The organism is Streptomyces sp. NPDC003032 (genome assembly GCF_053591415.1).
In genome coordinates, this window is record NZ_JBSFTT010000007.1 from 149,959 (window position 1) to 166,808 (window position 16,850).

10 protein-coding genes are annotated in these 16,850 nt (G+C 73.4%); 5 read left to right on the forward strand and 5 right to left on the reverse strand.

Going from position 1 to position 16,850, the window contains the following annotated elements; all coding sequences use genetic code 11:
- Positions 1-24: 24 nt before the first annotated feature.
- Positions 25-927: a PhzF family phenazine biosynthesis protein gene (locus ACWDZ7_RS12500; protein ID WP_451796642.1), complete on the forward strand. Its 903-nt coding sequence runs from the start codon at positions 25-27 to the stop codon at positions 925-927.
- A 9-nt stretch (positions 928-936) separates the two neighbouring features.
- Here ACWDZ7_RS12500 and ACWDZ7_RS12505 read toward each other — a convergent pair whose 3' ends face one another.
- On the reverse strand, positions 937-1,263 hold the full coding sequence (locus ACWDZ7_RS12505; RefSeq protein WP_451796643.1) for a nuclear transport factor 2 family protein: 327 nt from the start codon (positions 1,261-1,263) through the stop codon (positions 937-939).
- 162 nt (positions 1,264-1,425) lie between these two features.
- On the opposite strand from ACWDZ7_RS12505, the gene ACWDZ7_RS12510 reads away from it, so the two are divergent.
- From ACWDZ7_RS12510 to ACWDZ7_RS12525, 4 genes are all read left to right on the forward strand, one after another.
- Positions 1,426-1,968 carry a DoxX family protein gene (locus ACWDZ7_RS12510; RefSeq protein ID WP_451796644.1) on the forward strand — a complete coding sequence of 181 codons (543 nt, stop codon included), beginning with the start codon at positions 1,426-1,428 and terminating at the stop codon, positions 1,966-1,968.
- Positions 1,969-2,006: 38 nt separating this feature from the next.
- Entirely contained in the window at positions 2,007-2,330 is a 324-nt protein-coding gene (locus ACWDZ7_RS12515) for a MazG-like family protein (protein WP_451796645.1), read from the forward strand.
- A 62-nt stretch (positions 2,331-2,392) separates the two neighbouring features.
- Positions 2,393-3,163 (forward strand): SAM-dependent methyltransferase, encoded by a 771-nt coding sequence (locus ACWDZ7_RS12520; RefSeq protein WP_451796646.1) that lies wholly within the window; start codon positions 2,393-2,395, stop codon positions 3,161-3,163.
- 128 nt (positions 3,164-3,291) lie between these two features.
- Positions 3,292-3,834, forward strand: coding sequence for an MOSC domain-containing protein (locus ACWDZ7_RS12525; RefSeq protein WP_451796647.1), 543 nt, complete (start codon positions 3,292-3,294; stop codon positions 3,832-3,834).
- Here the strand turns inward: ACWDZ7_RS12525 and ACWDZ7_RS12530 are convergent.
- The 4 genes from ACWDZ7_RS12530 to ACWDZ7_RS12545 form a co-directional block, all read right to left on the reverse strand.
- Positions 3,737-4,792, reverse strand: coding sequence for an aminoglycoside phosphotransferase family protein (locus ACWDZ7_RS12530; RefSeq protein ID WP_451796648.1), 1,056 nt, complete (start codon positions 4,790-4,792; stop codon positions 3,737-3,739). The two genes, ACWDZ7_RS12525 and ACWDZ7_RS12530, sit on opposite strands and share 98 nt — an antisense overlap.
- A gap of 85 nt (positions 4,793-4,877) precedes the next feature.
- Complete coding sequence (locus ACWDZ7_RS12535; protein ID WP_451796649.1) at positions 4,878-12,170, reverse strand: MupA/Atu3671 family FMN-dependent luciferase-like monooxygenase; 7,293 nt, start codon at positions 12,168-12,170, stop codon at positions 4,878-4,880.
- Entirely contained in the window at positions 12,167-15,457 is a 3,291-nt protein-coding gene (locus ACWDZ7_RS12540) for a type I polyketide synthase (RefSeq protein ID WP_451796650.1), read from the reverse strand. The genes ACWDZ7_RS12535 and ACWDZ7_RS12540 overlap by 4 nt, the downstream gene beginning before the upstream one ends.
- Positions 15,454-16,797 (reverse strand): MFS transporter, encoded by a 1,344-nt coding sequence (locus tag ACWDZ7_RS12545; protein ID WP_451796651.1) that lies wholly within the window; start codon positions 16,795-16,797, stop codon positions 15,454-15,456. The genes ACWDZ7_RS12540 and ACWDZ7_RS12545 overlap by 4 nt, the downstream gene beginning before the upstream one ends.
- Positions 16,798-16,850 lie beyond the last annotated feature (53 nt).

The window sequence follows — 16,850 nt, forward strand, 5'->3', positions numbered from 1 at the left end:
GCCGCGGAACGGTTGCCCTGCGACATGACGACGAAGAGCCCCGCCGACGCCTCCCCCGCCCCCTCTGCCGCTCCCACTCCCGAGGTGCTGCGCTACACGGCGTTCGCGAGCGATCCCGCGGGCGGCAATCCGGCGGGGGTCGTCCTCGACGCGGCCGGGCTCGACGACGGGGCGATGCTCGCGATCGCGGCGCGGCTCGGGTACAGCGAGACGGCGTTCCTCACCAGGCCCGCCGACGCCCGCGCCGAAGGCCCTTATACGGTCCGCTACTTCAGCCCCAGAACCGAGGTCCCGTTCTGCGGGCACGCCACCGTCGCCGCCGCGGTGGCCCTCGCCGAACGGGACGGGGCGGGTGACTTCGTCTTCGGGACGCGGGCGGGCACGGTGCCCGTGACCGTCTCCGCCGAGGGCGGGACGGTGCGCGCGACGCTCACCGGTGTCGCGCCGTACGTCGAGGAGGCCGCGCCGGACGACGTGACCGAGGCGCTCGCCGCGCTCGGCTGGGGCGCCGGCGAACTGGACGCCGGGCTGCCGCCGCGCGTCGCGTTCGCGGGCGCCCGCCATCTGGTCCTCGCGGCGGCGACCCGCGCGCGGCTCGCCGACCTCGACTACGACTTCACCCGCCTGGAGACGCTGATGCGGCGCCTCGACCTCACGACCGTACAGCTGGTGTGGCGGGCCTCGCAGCTCGTCTTCCACGCACGCGACCCGTTCCCGGTGGGCGGCGCCGTGGAGGACCCGGCCACGGGCGCGGCAGCGGCGGCCTTCGGCGCGTACGCCCGCGAACTCGCCCTGGTCCCCAACGAATCGGTCCTCACTCTCCACCAGGGCGAGGACATGGGCCGCCCCGGCGTACTGACGGTGACGCTGCGGGCCGGGGACGAGCGGGTACGGGTGAGCGGGACGGCGACGCGGATCCCGTGGTGAGCGCCACCGTCAGGCCTGGCCCGTTTCGAAGCGGGCGATCCTGCCTGCGTCGTCGATCGTGAAGTACCACTTCGTCCGCATCTCGCCCCATGTGTCGTTGCGGTAGCTGACGAGGAGGGTGCGGCCGGCGTCGGACTCCGATTCGACGTCCATGTGGCCGTTGGAGGAGAAGATCTCGCGGTCGGTCCACTCGGCGATGTTCCGGTCGGAGCCGTCGTCGGACATGGTCGCGCCGGGAGCGAGCAGCGCCTCGAAGGCGTCCTTGTCGTGGGCGTTCACCGCGGCGACGAAGGCTCGGACCGTGGGGTCGCCGAGCCGGTTTACCTGGATGCTCATGGGCCCACGGTCACACCGGGCCGAACGCCCCGCCACCGGGAAGGCCGGGGGCGCGGGGGCCCTCACCCGGACGGCCGCGCGGGCCGGGTGCCCGGCGCCGGTCCGGCGGACGGTGGGAGAGGACCGTACGGCGCGAGCCGACCCACCGACCTGGGAGCCCTGATGACCTGCTCATGCCTGGACCGGCGCGACCTCGGACTGCTGCTGCTGCGCGTGGGGACCGGAGGCGTGCTCGCCGCGCACGGCGCCCAGAAGCTGTTCGGCTGGTTCGGCGGCGGCGGTCTCCGGGGCACGGGCGCCTGGATGGAGTCCATCGGATACGTGCCCGGCAAGGTGAACGCCGTGATCGCGGGGGTCGCCGAAGCGGGCGGCGGCACACTGCTCGCCCTCGGCCTCGCCACGCCCGCGGCCGGCTCCGCGGCGGCGGGCGCGATGGCGGGCGCCTCCGCCGTGCACACGCCGAACGGCTTCTTCAGCCAGGGCGGTGGCTACGAGTACCCGGCGTTCCTCGGCATGGTCTCCGCGGCCCTCGCCGTCACGGGCCCCGGCCGCTACTCCGCCGACCACGCGCTCGGCCACTCCCTCAACCGCGGCTGGATGGTGCCGGCCGCGCTCGGCGGGACGGCGGTGGGGGTGCTGGCGACGCTGGGCGCCAGGAACAAGAACGTCCGCGAGCAGGGCGAGGGCGTCTCGTCCGAGGGCTAGGGCGGACACGGCCCGGCCGCCGTGGCAGGCTGCGGGCCATGAACGACTCCCCCGAGCTGTGGGACACCATCGGCCGTCTGCACGACTGGCTGGAGTCCCACAATGACCGCGCGCCTCAAGAGGCGCTCCTGCTCCGCGTGTTGAAGCTCTCCGAGGAGGTCGGCGAGGTCGCGCAGGCCGTCATCGGCGCGACCGGCCAGAACCCGCGCAAGGGCACCACCCACACCTGGGACGACGTCCAGGCCGAACTCTGCGACGTCGTCGTGACGGCCATGGTCGCGCTGCGCACCCTCACCCCGGACGCGGAGGCCGTGTTCGCCGCGCGTCTGCGCCGCGTCGCCGAGCGCACCGGGGCGAGCTGAGAGCGCCGTGCGGTCGAAAATCCTTGTACGGAAGGGCTGTTGCAGGGCTAGCGTCGCCCGCCATGACCACTGACTCCGGACTTACGCCGCGGCTCACCCGTCTCTCCTTCCACGGCCCCCTCTCCGAGGCCCGCGCGCGGCGCATCGTGGAACGGCTCGCGGCGACAGGGCCCCGTACGGTCCTCGACCTCGGCTGCGGCTGGGGCGAGCTGCTGCTCCGTGTCCTCGAAGCCGCGCCGGACGCCACCGGCGTCGGCGTGGACATCAAGGCCGAGGACCTGGCGCGCGGTCGCGTCGCCGCCAAGGAGCGCGGCCTCGACGGACGGACCGTCTTCGCCGAGGAGTCGGCGACGGACACCACGCGCGGCCCGGCCGACATCGTGCTCTGCCTCGGCGCGACGCAGGCACTCAGCGCCGCCGCGCTGCCCCGCGTGGCGACGGTCGAGGCCCTGCACGCGCTGCGCGGCCTGGTGAATCCCGGCGGCCGGGTGGTCCTCGGCGAGGGCTTCTGGCAGCGCACGCCCACCGAGGACCAGCTCGCCGCGATGTGGCCGGACGCCCGCGCCGACGAGCATCTGCTCCTCGGCGATCTGGTGGACGCGGCGATCGAGGCGGGGTTCCGCCCGCTGTGGGTGGAGACGGCGAGCGAGGAGGAGTGGGAGGAGTTCGAGTCCGGCTACCGCTGTGACGCCGAGGAGTGGCTCGCCGCACACCCGGACCACCCGTCGGCGGCCGCGACACGGACGAGCGTCGACGTACAGCGCTCCGCCTGGCTGCGCGGCTACCGCACCGTGCTCGGGATCACGTATCTGACCTTGGCCCCGGTCGGCTGAGGCGGGTTAGGGTCGCGCGGTAACGGCGGCACGGAAAGTCACGAAAAGCCACGGCGGTCACGGCAGTCACGGCAGTCACGGCAGTCACGGCAGTCACGGCAGTCACGGAAAGAAGAGGGCCACGCACGATGGGCGCGAGGGTCACGGCGGTCAGCAGCAACGCGACGTACTCCTTCAGCAAGCCGAACCGCGAGAGCGTCACGCTGCTCGCCGGGCTCGGCGTCGAGGGGGACGTGCACGCCGGGGAGAAGGTCAAGCACCGCTTCCGCGTACGGCAGAACCCCGACCAGCCCAACCTGCGCCAGGTCCACCTCATCCACGAGGAGCTCTTCGACGAGCTGGCGGCGGACGGCTTCGCCGTGGCGCCTGGTGAGCTGGGCGAGAACATCACCACGCGCGGCGTCGACCTCCTCGGCCTGCCCACGGGCGCGCTCCTGCGCATCGGCGGGTCCGCCGTCGTGGAGGTCACGGGGCTGCGCAACCCCTGCCGCCAGATCGACGACTTCCGGGCCGGGCTGATGAAGAAGGTCGTCGGACGCGGCACGGACGGCGCCGTCGCCCACAAGTCGGGCGTCATGAGCGTGGTCCGGCAGGGCGGTGAGATCCGCCCCGGCGACGCGGTCGAGGTCGTCCTCCCGGATGGCCCGCACCGTCCTCTGAAGACGGTCTGAGGCACCGCTCTCCGGAGCCGGGCCAGAGCCCCTGCCCGAACCACGTCTCGGCGAGCGCCTCCAGCGTCGGCTCGGGCGGAGCGGGCAGTTCCCGCATGTACCAGGGCAGGTGGCTGTACACGTGGAGCAGCGTGTACGCGAGGAGTTGGCGCGGATCGTACGTCGTGCCGTACTCCTTCATGAAGCGCGGCAGGAGTCCCGGCTCGGCCCGGGTGACGAAGACTCCGACGCCCACGAAGTCGTACGCCGGGTCGCCGATCATCGCGGGCTCGAAGTCGAAGAGGCCGGTGAGCCGCCAGTGGTCGGCCCGGTCGACGACCAGGTGCTGGCGCATGAACTCGGTGTGCAGCAGGGAGCGCCCACCGCGCCCGTCGGCGGGCAGCGGCACGGAGTCCAGGAAGTCGGGGATCTGCTCCAGCCAGCTCTCCGGCAGCGCGCGCTTGCGCTGGCGGTCCACCGCGCCGACACGCTGTCCGGCGAGGAAGGCGTCCCAGTCGCCCGGCCCGAGGACGTCGGAGAGCGGCTCGGGGTCCAGGGCGTGCAGCGCCGCGAGGGCCTCCGCCGCGTCGGCGACGATCCGCTCCCGGTCGGCGCGCGGGATGTCCGGCCAGGCGGTGGCGAGGCCCTCGCCGGGCAGGCGGGACATCAGGACGTAGCGCCAGCCGTTCTCGTACGCGCCGGCGTCGCGCATCTGCGGGGTGGGGACCGGCAGCCTGCCCTGGACGTGGCTCAGCACGCGGGCCTCGGTGGTGGCGTCGTCGGCGTCCACCGCGGGGAAGAGCTTCAGGACATGCCGGTCGCCGACCGCGTAGACGGGCATGGAGCCCTCCGGGTAGCGCGTCAGGGGCGCGCCGGCCAGCCCCAGCCTCGCGCACAGGTCCTCGGCCCCGGGGCGCATGACCGCTTCGTCAGGGATGACACGGTCAAATTCTTCGTCGGTGTTCACCTCGGGCAGCATGACCGGCACCGTAGTGTCCGGCGAAGCCCGCGGCGACCGGCTTTCGGCGACGGTCCCGGCACCGCCGCCCATGAAACCCAGCCGCTCAGCCCTCGCCTTCCCCCTCCCCCGCTTCCGCGACGCCTTCCGCCAAGAGTTCGACGTACGCCGTGGTCCACGCTTCGACCGTGTCCCGGTCCCACAGGTCGGTCGAGTACTCCAGGTAGCCGGAGAGGACGTCGCCCGTCGGGATCAGACCGAAGTTGAACTCGGAGCGCGCGCCGGGCACCGCGAGATCCTCCACCCCCGTGGTCAGACCCGGCAGTTCGATGTCCGTCTCCAGCGAGCTCTGGTACTGGAAGCCGAGCGGCAGCCGGTCGGGTATCTCGGTGCCCAGCGCTTCCCCCAGCTCCTGCGCCACGACCCGGATCGGCGCGGCATGGTCGATGGCCTCGACCGCGCTGCGCGCCACCTGGTCCACCAGCGCGCCGAACGAGTCGGCGTCGCCGCCGCGAATCCGCAGCGTGAAGGATGACACCGTGCAGGCAGCGAGCGCCTCGAACTCCCGCCGCTCGCGGTTGGCGTAGGAGATGGCGAGGACGACGTCCGGCTCGTCCGCCACCTTCGCGACCATGCGTGCCATGGCCGCCGCCGTCACCACGAAGGGCGTCGTACGGTGCCGTCGCGCCACCGCCTCCACGCCCGCCCGCACGGACCGCTCCACCGTGAACAGCACCACGTCACCCGCCCCGCTCAGCTCCTTCGGGCGGGGCCGGTCCAGCGGCAGCGGGAGCGCGAAGGGGGCGCCCGCCAGCTGCCGTGCCCAGTAGTCGACCAGGCGGCCCTTGTCCTGGGTCCGGCCGCGCTCGCGCTGCCAGCGCGCGTACTCGCCGGGCTGCGGTACGCCGTCCGCCAGACCGTGCGGCTCTCCGGTGGCCGCCGCCCGGTACAGCGCGGCCAGTTCGCGCAGCAGGATGCTGACCGACCAGCCGTCGCAGGCCGCGTGGTGCAGGACGAAGAGCAGCACCCAGCGGTCGCGGTCGGTGCGCAACAGGCGGAAGACGGGGGCGAGTTCCGCCCGTATGTCGAACGGGACCGCCGCCGTCTCCGCCGCCAGGCGCTCCGCCTCCGCCTCCGCCTCGCCCACCGAGCCGTGGCGCGCGAGCAGGTCCTCCTCCGGCAGCTCGACCGGCCGGGGGCGCAAGGTCTGCTGCCGCCACTCCCCCGCGTCCTCGTCCTCCACGAGACGGGTGCGCAACCCCTCGTGCCGGGCGACCAGTTGGGTCAGCGCGGTGCGCAGGGCCGGTACGTCCAGCGCCCCAGTGAGGGTCAGGCGCATCGCCACGTTGTAGATCTGCGGGCGGGGGTGGGTCAGGTGCCGGGTGATGAAGGCGCTCTGCTGGGCGGTGACGGGGGCGGCGCCGATCACGTCGTCGCTCGGGCCTTCGCCCGCCGCACCGCCCGAAAGGTACGCCGCCATCGCGCGCAGCGTGGGCTCCTCGTAGAACCGGGCGACGGGGTACTCGACGCCGAACTCCTCCCGCACGCTGTTGGCGAGGCGGATGGCCGTGATGGAGTGACCGCCCAGCTCGAAGAACGAGGCATCGGCGCCGACTGCCTCCGCCTCGGTCTCGAACTCCTCGGCCCACAGCTGCCGCAGCCGCGCTTCGACGTCCTGCCGCCGAGCGGGACGCGTGGGGGCGACGGGCGAGGTGGCCGGGGGTGAGGTGATCGGGGGTGAGGTAGTCAGGGAGGGCGCGGGCAGCGCGGACCGGTCCAGCTTGCCGTTGGCGGACAGCGGGAGCGCGGGCAGTACGGCCCAGGCGCGCGGCACCAGGTGGTCGGGCAGCCGTACGGCCAGTTCCGCCGTGAGCCGGTCGGCCAGCTCCTGAGACCGCGCCGCCACCGCCACCGTCGCCCCCACCGGGACGACATAGGCGACGAGCCGGGCGTCGCCCCGCCGGTCGCGGCGGGACAGGACGACCGCTTCTGCGACCCCCGGCAGACCGTTGAGGGCCCGCGCGACCTCCTCGGGCTCGACGCGGAAGCCCCGTATCTTCACCTGGTCGTCGGAGCGGCCCCGGAACTCCAGGACCCCCGCCTCGTCCCAGCGCACCAGGTCACCGGTGCGGTACATCGGCTCGGCGCCGCCCAGCGGATCGCGGACGAAGCGCTCGGCCGTCAGGTCGGGCCGGCCCAGATAGCCGGTGGCCACGCCGGGCCCGCCGACGTACAGCTCCCCCACCTCCCCGGCGGGCACCTCACGGCCGCCGGCGTCGAGCACCCGCAGCGTGACGTTGTCCACGGGCCGGCCGATCGGGATCGGGTCCGGGGCCTCGGAGGTGCCATGAGCCTCGGAGTCGCCGTGAGTACGGGAGGTGCCGGAGGGCTCCACCGTGTGGGCCGTGCAGAGCACCGTCGCCTCGGTGGGGCCGTACACGTTCACCGTCTCGTACGGAGCGCCGCGGCGCGGCCGGGTGCGCAGCACGTCGCCGCCGAGCAGCAGGTACCGCAGCGGGGGCTGCCGGTCGTCCGGCAGCGCGAGGACCGCCTCGCCGAGCGCGGTCGGCACGATGGAGAAGGTGATCCGGTGGTCCGCGTACCAGCGGGCCAGCGCGGCCGGGTCCTTGCGGACCGTCTCGTCGGCGACGACGACCGTGGCGCCGGCGGTCAGCGCGGGCCAGATCTCCAGCACGGCGGCGTCGAAGCCCTGACCGCAGACGGCCGCGGCGCGGTCGTCCGCGGTGAACCCGAAGCGCTCGTGGTGCCACTGGCACAGGTCCACGACGGCCCGGTGCGGGATGGCCACGCCCTTGGGGGCCCCGGTGCTGCCGGAGGTGTAGATGGCGAGGCAGAGGGAGCCGGGGTCGGGGTCGTCCGCCAGGACCTCCGCGGAGGCGGGCGACACGGCGCCGACATCCACCACCGCGGTGCCCTCCGGCGGCACCGGCCGCTCGTCCGCCCGCCCGTCACCGTTGACCACCAGGACCCGGGCGCCGCTCTCCGCGAGGATCGCCTCGGCGCGGGCCCGGCCCTGGCCGGGGTCCAACGGCACGTAGCCGCGGCCGGACTTGAGGGCGGCGAGCATGGCGACGATCAGGTCGATGCCGCGCGGCAGCCACAGGGCGACCGGTGCTCCGCTCCCGGCCGATCCGCGCAGGACGGCCGCGAGCCGCTCGGCGCGCTCGTCCAACTCGCGGTACGTCAGCGTCTGTTCGCCACTGATCACGGCGGTGCGGCCCGGGGCCACCTCGGCCCACCGCGACACCAGGGAGTGCACGGTGGCGCGGGTCCGCTGCCGTACGGGCCCGCGCCGCCACGCGTCGGGCACCGTGCCGCCGCCGCCCACCGCCTCCGCGAGGACGTCGCGGAACGTACCGAAGAGCGCGTCGACCGTCGCCTCGTCGAACAGGTCCGAGTTGTACTCCAGGTGGCAGCGGACGCCGTCCGGCTGATCGGTGAAGTACACGCTGAGGTCGGTCAGCGCCTTGTCGGGACCTGAGTCCAGCGGGGTCGCCCGCACCCCGGGCAGGTCGAAGCGGAAGGGGTCGCCGGTCTCGAACTCGGCGAGCGTCTGGAAGACGGGGGTCCGGTCGAGTGCCCGCGCGGGCGCCAGCTCCCGGACGACCGCTTCGAAGGGCACGTCGGCATGGTCGTACGCGTCCAGGGCGACCGCGCGCACCCGGTCGAGGAGCGTGCCGAAGTCCGGGTCCCCGGAGAGGTCGATCCGCAGCGCCAGGGTGTTCACGAAGAACCCGACGACGTCCTCGTACGGGGGCCTGCGGTCGGACATGGGGGTGCCGATGACGAGGTCGTCCTGGCCGGTGACGCGGCGCAGCGCGGCCGCGTATCCGGCGAGCAGTGTCATGAAGAGGGTGCTGCGCCGCTCGCGGCTGTACTTCTTCACCGCCGCCGTCAGTTCGGGGGTGAGCGTGCGGAACAGGGCGCGGCCGTTCGACGTCATCACGGCGGGCCTCGGCCGGTCGGTGGGCAGGCCGAGGACGGGGAGGTCGCCGTCGAGCGCCTTCTTCCAGTACGCGAGATCCTCCGCCGCCTTCGTGTCGGCGAGGTCGGCGAGGGAGTCGAGCCGGCGGCGGGCGTGATCGGCGTACGTATGGGTGAGGTCGGGGAGGTCGGCGGCCGGGGCGCCCGTGAGCCGCGCCCGGTAGAGGGCGGAGACGTCGCGGGCGAGTACGGCGGCCGACGCCGCGTCCATCACGATGTGGTGCAGGGACAGGACCAGGACGTGCCGCTCGGCGCCCAGCATGACGAGGCGGGTGACGAACAGGGGCCCGTCCGCCAGGTCGAAGCGGCGCTCGCTCTCCGCCTTGAGGGTGTCGGCGACCGCTCCGCCACCACCCGCCGTGCCGTCGACGACCGCGAAGTCCACCTCACCCGGCGCCTGAGCGAACTGCCGCGCCTCGCCCGCCACCTCGCGGAAGACCGTACGCAGCTGCTCGTGCCGCGCGGTCAGCGCGCACAGGGAGGACCGCAGCGCGTCGACGTCGACCGGGCCTTCCAGCTCGATGGCCTTGACCTCGTTGTACGCGGTACGGCCGGGGAGCATCCGCTCCAGGAACCAGATCCGCTGCTGGCCGGGCGACAGGGGCGCGCCGGGGCCGGGAGCCGGGGCCGGTGCGGGCGTGGCCTCCGTGCAGGAGCGGCGCAGCGCGTCGAGGTGGACGAGGCCCGCGCGCATCGCGGCCGGCTCCACACCGAAGTCGACCAGCGCGACGACCTCGTCGGCGCCCGCGCCACGCACCTCCTCCACGACCGGCCGCACGCTCTCGGGGCTGCCGATGAGGGCGCGGTGGTCGCAGTAGCGGTCGTAGGCGCGGCGGAATACGACGTCCAGGTCGTCCTCCGTCATCGCCGACAGGTCGACCTGCTGACCCAGGCTGTTCGCGACGCCGCCGAACAGGGACAGGGACGCCCGCATGTACCGCGACAGCGGCTCGCGGGCCTCGGCGCGCGCCGCCGCGTGGTCCTCGGCGAGGTAGGTGTGCAGGAGCACGGCCACGTGCCCCGCGTCCGGGTCCAGGCCGTGCTCGGCGCGCGTACGGCGGTAGAGCGCGATGTTCTCCCGGAGCTGGTCGACGCCCTGCGTCATGAGGTTGGTGACGATGCCGAGGTCGTGGCGTGCGGCCAGCTCGTACGAGGCCGGGTTGCCGACGACGGCCGTGTACATGGGCGGGGCGTCCTGGACGGGGCGCGGGAACAGGCGCAGGTCGCTCTCCCCGTCACCGGTGGTACGGCGCACGGCGTCGCCGCGCCACAGCTTCCGCACCTCTTCGACCTGTTCGTACATCGTCTCCTTGTGGGAGCCGAAGCGTTCGGGGAAGAAGACGAAGTCGTTGGAGTGCCAGCCGCTGGCGCAGCCGATGCCGATCCGGCCTCCGGAGAGGTTGTCGACCATCGACCACTCCTCGGCCACGCGGATCGGGTCGTGCAGCGGGAGCACGACGGAGCCCGCGTTGATGCGGATGCGGCCGGTCTCGCGGGCGAGCGCGGCGGCGAGCACGACCGGGTTGGGGAAGAGGCCGCCGAAGGAGTGGAAGTGCCGCTCGGGGATCCACAGGGAGTGGAAGCCGTTGCGGTCGGCGAAACGGGCGGTCTCCACGAGGTGGTCGTACTTGCCGTGCCCGGCGGCCGTCTCCTCTTCCTGCGGGTAGTCGCCGAAGAAGTAGACGCCGAAGTCGAGGGGGCGGGTGGGGGGCGGCGGGGCCTTCACCTCGGCTCGCGGGGCGGCGGCGGCAGCGGCGCCGTTCCAGGCCATGGCCTGGGGCTTGGGCCTCGGCTCCGGCTTCGGCTCCGGCTCCGGCTTCGGTGCTGTGGTGACTGGGGACCCCTTCGTCGCCGTACGGAAGAAGCCCGCGTCGCGCAGCTCCCGCAGGGAGCCCTTCACCGCGTCCACGATGAACTCGACGTCACCGTCGGAGTGTTCGGTGGAGAGGAAGAAGTTGCGCCACTCCCACACATGGACGCCGCGCAGCATCAGATGGTGGTAGAGCAGCTCCATGTCCGCGCGGTGCTCGAACCGGAACATCGAGCCGAAGTGGCTCATGCTCAGGGCGAACTCCTCCGCCTCGAAGAAGGCGTTGAGCGTGCCCGCCAGCTCGTCGGTGCGGGCGTTCAGCCGCTCCTGGAGCCGTGGGCTGTGCTCCTTGAGGTGGGCGAGCACGGCGCGCGTGGCGACCATCGACACGGGGTGCTGGATGTACGTACCGCCGAAGAACGTCGTGTCGGCCGCCGGATAGCTGTCGTCCCCGTAGCTCCAGTGGCCGCCGTCGATGCCGTCCATGATGTCGGCGCGCCCGGCGATGGCCCCGATGGGGAAGCCGCCGCCGAGCAGTTTGCCGTAGGTGGCGAGGTCGGGGGTGACGCCGTAGAGCTCCTGGGCGCCGCGCGGCGCGGGGCGGAAGCCGGTCAGCATCTCGTCGAAGAGCAGCACGATGCCGTGCCGCCGGGTGACCTCGCGCAGCCGCCGTACGAACTCGGCGGGCCGCAGCGAGGGGTGTCGGCTCTGCACCGGCTCGACGACGACCGCCGCGATGTCGCCCGCCTGCTGCTCGATGACGGCGAGGCTCTCCTCGCTGCCGTACGGCAGGACGAGCAGGTCGGCGACGGCGTTGTGCGGGACGCCCGCGGACATCGGGACGGTGGTGAGGCCCTCGCCGCCGGTGCGCGGGGAGCGGCCGAGGACGTTGTCGTTGTGGCCGTGGTAGGCGCCCTCGAAGGTGATGATCCGGGAGCGGCCGGTGGCGGCGCGGGCGAGGCGGATGGCGGCGGAGTTCGCCTCCGTGCCGGAGTTGGCGAAGGCGACGCGCTCCATGCCGGTCAGCTCGGCGAGCAGTTCGGCGGCCTCGCCGGTCTCGACGTTGCGGGGGCCGAGCTGGATGCCGCGCGAGAGGTGCTCGCGTACCGCTTCGGAGACGAAGGCGGGCTCGTGGCCGAAGAGCAGTACGCCGAAGCCCATGGTGATGTCGACGTAGCGGTTGCCGTCGATGTCCTCCAGCCACGAGCCGCGCGCACGCCGGCCCGCGATGGGGTACAGCATCTCCTTCGTGCTGCTGCGGAACCCGACCGCCGCCCGGCTGTCGGCGAGCACCCGGCGGTAGCGCTGGGCGATCCGCTTCGACGTCGGCGTCTTGGCGGTGTAGCGGCGCACGAGGTCGTCGAGGTGGGCCCGCTGGGTCTCGGGCGAGCCGCCGCGGACCATGCCGGAGGCGCGGGGCACCTCCAGGCGGGGCCCGTGCTGGGCGGGCCGGGCCGCGGGCCGCTCCTCCTCGGGTGCCGCCGGGGCCCCCATCTGGCGGGCGATGCGCTGCGAGAGCTGGGCCATCGCGGCGAGGTCCTGGTCGACCGCCGCGGAGACGGAACTCCGGGCGCCGCCGCTCATCGGTCGGTCCGGGTGGTCTGGGTGGCCTGGGCCGTCTGTGCCGCCAGCAGTTGAGAGAGCTGGCCCATCAGTTGGAGCTGCATCTGGGAGAGCTGATGGACCTGGCGTACGAGGTCCTCGACTTCGCGGCGAGTGGCGTACTCGGCCGGGGAGGGGGCGGTGACCGGGGCGGGGGCGGCCACAGCGGGCGCGAGCGGCTCAGGCACGGAGGGCGTCGGGACGACCGGCGCGGGCGCGAACGACACAGGCGGTGCCGGGGCCGATGACGCGCTCTGCGCGGTCACCGCCGCGCCCGCACCCCCCATCTTCCGTACGATGATCAGCGCGAGCCCCTTCGCCGAGCCCGCCTCCTCGAAGAGCTCCCGCATCGACACCTTGACCCGGTGCTCCTCCTCCAACTCGCGCAGCACGCCGATCATCTGCAGCGAGTCCGCGCCGAGGTCGAAGAAGGACGCGTCCTCGGCTATCTCGCTCGTGTCGTAGCTGAGGTGCTTCGCGGTGACCTTGATGATGTGCTGGAGCACACGCTCGACCGCTGCCCCTGCCTCGTCCTGTGCCACTTCGGCCCCATCCCTTGCCGGTTGTGCGGACCGGAGAAGGTGGTTCTCCGGCCCTGTCCAGTAGTCCTTGTGCTGGAATCGGTAGCCGGGCAGGGGGATTCTGCGGCCCGCCCCGCCCATGAAAGTCCGCCAGTCGACCGGCGCCCCGCCCCGGTAGAGGCCGGCGGCCGCGTCCCAGAGCGGTCCGAGTCCGGCGCCGCGCCGCAGCGTCGGATACGCGGCCCGGTCCGGCAGCTCGCGCCGCGCGAGCCCGCTGAGCGTGGTGTGCGGGCCCAGCTCAAGGAGCGCGCCGACGCCCGCGTGCGACGTGCCGATCTCTCGCAGGGCCTCGGCGAACCGCACCGGTTCACGCGCCTGTCGTACGAGGTAGTCGGCGTCCGGGAGCCAGCCGGGCGGCCGGGTGCGCCCGTCGAGGCCGCTCACGAACGGCACCTCGCACGGCCTGAACCCCACCTCGGCGCACAGCTCGCGCAGCCCGTCGAGCACGGGGTCCATCAGGGCGGTGTGGAACGCGTGCCGCACCGGCAGCTCCCGCGCCGGAATCCCGCGCCCGTCCAGCAGAGCCGTGAGGGTCTCCACGGCCGCGACCGGGCCCGCGAGCACCTGGCTGCGGACGCCGTTGGTGACGGCGATCTCGATGCCGGGCACCTCGGCGGCCAGTTCCCGCGCCACCCGCTCTTCGACCGGCACCGCGACCATCGCGCCGGGCGCGCAGTGGCGGCGCATCAGCGTGCCGCGCCCGGCGGTCAGGCGGAGCCCGTCCTCCACGGAGAGCGCTCCGGCCGCGTACAGCGCCGCGTACTCCCCCACGCTGTGCCCCGCCACCACGCGCGGCGCGATCCCGGCCGCGTCCCACAGGCGGACGAGGGCGCACTGCAGGGCGAAGAGCGCGGGCTGCGCCACCTCGGTGGGCCAGACGGGCTCGGTACCGGGCTCAGGCCCCGCCCCGAGCAGCGGGGCCAGCAGGCTGTCGCCACCGGTGAGTGCGGCGTACTGCCGTTCGCATGCGTCCAGGACCTCTCGTACGACGGTGAAACGCCCGTGGAGGAGGCGTGCCGTGCCGCGGTGGAGGCTGCCCTGCCCCGTGAAGAGGAACCCGGTGTCGACCGCGTCCGTGCCGCTCGCACCCGGCCGCGGGTCCGCGAGCCAGGCGTCGAGGGCGCCGGTGAGCGCGGCGACGGTGTCGCCCCGTACCGCCAGGCGGTGCCTGCGGTGGGCGCGGCCGAGCGCCAGCGTCGTCACGAGGTCGGCGGGGTGCGTGCCGGGGTGGGCGCGCAGGTGGTCGCGGACGGCGAGGGCGTTGTCGGCGAGCGCGGCCTCGGTGTGGCCCGCGACGACCAGGACGCCCGGGGGCGGTGGAGTGTCGCCGGCGGGGCGGGGCGCGGGCTCGGGGGCCTCTTCCAGGACGACGTGGACGTTGGTGCCGCCGACGCCGAACGAGCTGACGCAGGCCCGGCGCGGACCGTCGCCGCGCGGCCAGGGCCGTGCGGAGTCGGGGATGTAGAAGGGGCTGGCCGCGAGGTCGAGGGCGGGGTTGGGGCGGCGGAAGTTGGCCATCGGCGGGATGACGCCGTGCCGCAGCACGAGCAGCGCCTTGATCAGGCTCGCGAGCCCCGAGCACACGTCCAGGTGCCCGATGTTGGCCTTGACCGAGCCGAGCGCGCAGTAGCCGGTGCGGTCGGTGTCGGCGCGGAACGCGGCGGTGGCGCCCTCGAACTCGATCGGGTCGCCCTTGAACGTGCCGGTCCCGTGCGTCTCCAGATAGCCGACGGTGCCCGCGTCGACGCCCGCCCGCTCCAGGGCGCGCCGGATGGCACCCCGCTGGCCGTCGGCGCTGGGGGCGGTGAACGCCCGCTTGTCCGCGCCGTCGTTGTTGGCGCCCCAGCCCCGGATGACACCGTGGATGTGGTCGCCGTCGGCGATGGCCCGGTCGAGGCGCTTGAGTACGACGGCCGCGACACCGGTGCCGCCGACGGTGCCGTCCGCGTCGGCGTCGAAGGGCCGCAGAGAGCCGCTCCTGGAGAGAATGGAGCCCTTGACGTACTGGTATCCGAGGACCTGCGGCACATGGATGGCGGTGGCGCCCGCCACCGCGATGTCGCACTCGCCGTAGGCCACGGACTGCGCGGCGAGGTACACGGCCGTCAGCGAACTGGAGCACGCCGTCTGGACGTTGACGGCCGGGCCGGTCAGGCCGAGGCGGTAGGCGACGCGGTTGGCGGTGAAGTCGGTGAAGTTGCCGACGGTGATCTGGAGCCCGGCGACCCAGTCCGTGACGCCCTCCGGCAGGACGTTGTTCTGGAGGTAGGTCTGGAGGGAGTAGAGGTGGTAGCCGGTGCTGGCATAGACGCCGACCTCGGGGCCGCCGCCACCGGCCCCGTTGCCGCCCTGTCCGCCCGCGTACCCGGCGTTCTCCAGGGCGTGGTGCACGCACTCCAGGAACAGCCGGTGCTGGGGGTCGGTGATGCGGGCCTCGTGCGCGCTCATCCCGAAGAAGCCCGCGTCGAAACCGGCGATGCCCTCCAGTACGCCGCTCGCTCCGACGAAGTCGTCGGCGCGGTACCGCTCCTCGGGCACACCCGCGGCGGCGAGTTCGGCCTCGGTGAAACGGCGGACGCGGTCGGCGCCGTCGTGGATGGTGCGCCAGTACTCCTCGGGGGTGTCCGCGCCGGGCAGCCGGAAGGACATCCCGACGACGGCGACGGCGTCACGGGCGGCGGCGCTCATCGGGCCTCACTCTCGACGGGCGGCACGTCACGGTCCGCCGGGTCGGGCGCGGTGGGCGCGTCGGGCGCGGCGGGCGAGCCCCTGTCCCTTCGGCGGCCGTACCTCACAAGGACGACGAACATCCCGAGGCACAGCGTGATCGCAAGACCGTGCAGCAGACCGACCACTTGAAGCGGGCTGAACCGATCCAGAAGCGCGCCGCTGACCAGCATCCCGAGGCCGAAGCCGGTGTTCTCGACGGAGGCGGACAGGCCGAAGAGCCGGCCGCGCTGCTCGTCGGGGGCCGCCTGGAGCCGGCTGACGTAGGCGATCTCGGTGAGGCCGTCCGCCATGCCCGCCACCAGGGCGGCCACGACGGCCACGCCCGTCGGCAGCCCGGCGAAGACCATGATGAACGCGGCCGACATCACACAGGCCCCGATCGCGAAGGCCCGCTCCCCCGGCCCCTGCCGCCCGCCGCGCCCCGCCCAGCGCCCGCACACCTGCTGCATGACGATGCTGCCGATGGCCCACGTGGCCCAGAACTGGCTGACGAACGTGGCGGGATGGGACGGATCGAGGGCGCTGGAGTAGACGGGCAGGGCCACGTTGTGCGACGACGACCCGAGGCCGTCGGCGGCCCGGACCGCGATCATCACGGCGAGGACGGGCGCGGCACGCAACAACACCAACGCCCCGACACCACGCGCCCCACGCCCGGCCTTCTGGCCCGAGCCCGCCGCCCCTCCGGAAACCTCGCCGGATGTCTCCCCGGATGCCTTCCCGGATACCTCCCCGGACGTCTGCTCCTTCGTACGGATCGGCAGCGCGAGCAGCACGCTCGCCGACACCGCGAAGGAGGCGGCGTCGAGGGAGATGGCGGCGACGTACCCGAGCTCCGCGACGATGACACCCGCCGAGGCGAACCCGGCGATCATCGCCAGCGAACGCCCGGTGGCCAGCAGCGAGTTGGCACGAACGCGCAGCTCACCGCCGACGATCTCCGGGATGCTGCTGCGCAGGGCGACGCCCGAGAGGGTCGAGCAGAACCCGGTGACGACGGCGAGGACGTACAGAAGCCCGGCCCGTCCGCCCGCAGGAGCGATCAGCAGCGCTACCATGGCGAGGCACTGTGTGAGATCGGCGCCGACCATCAACCTCTTGCGGTCGTACGCCGAGACCAGCCGTCCGCTCACAAAGCCGGATACGACGCTGGTCAGCAACCGCACGGCCATGAAGAGCCCGGCGGCCAGGGCACTGTCGGTCACCTCGTAGATGAAGACGTTCAGGGCGACCATGTTCAGGTAGCTGCCGTACGCCGAGACGCCGTTACCCACGACGAGCAGGCGAAAGTGCCTCACGTTCCCCCCGGTCCGCCTCTGTGCTGATCTGTGCTGATCTGTGCTGATCTGTT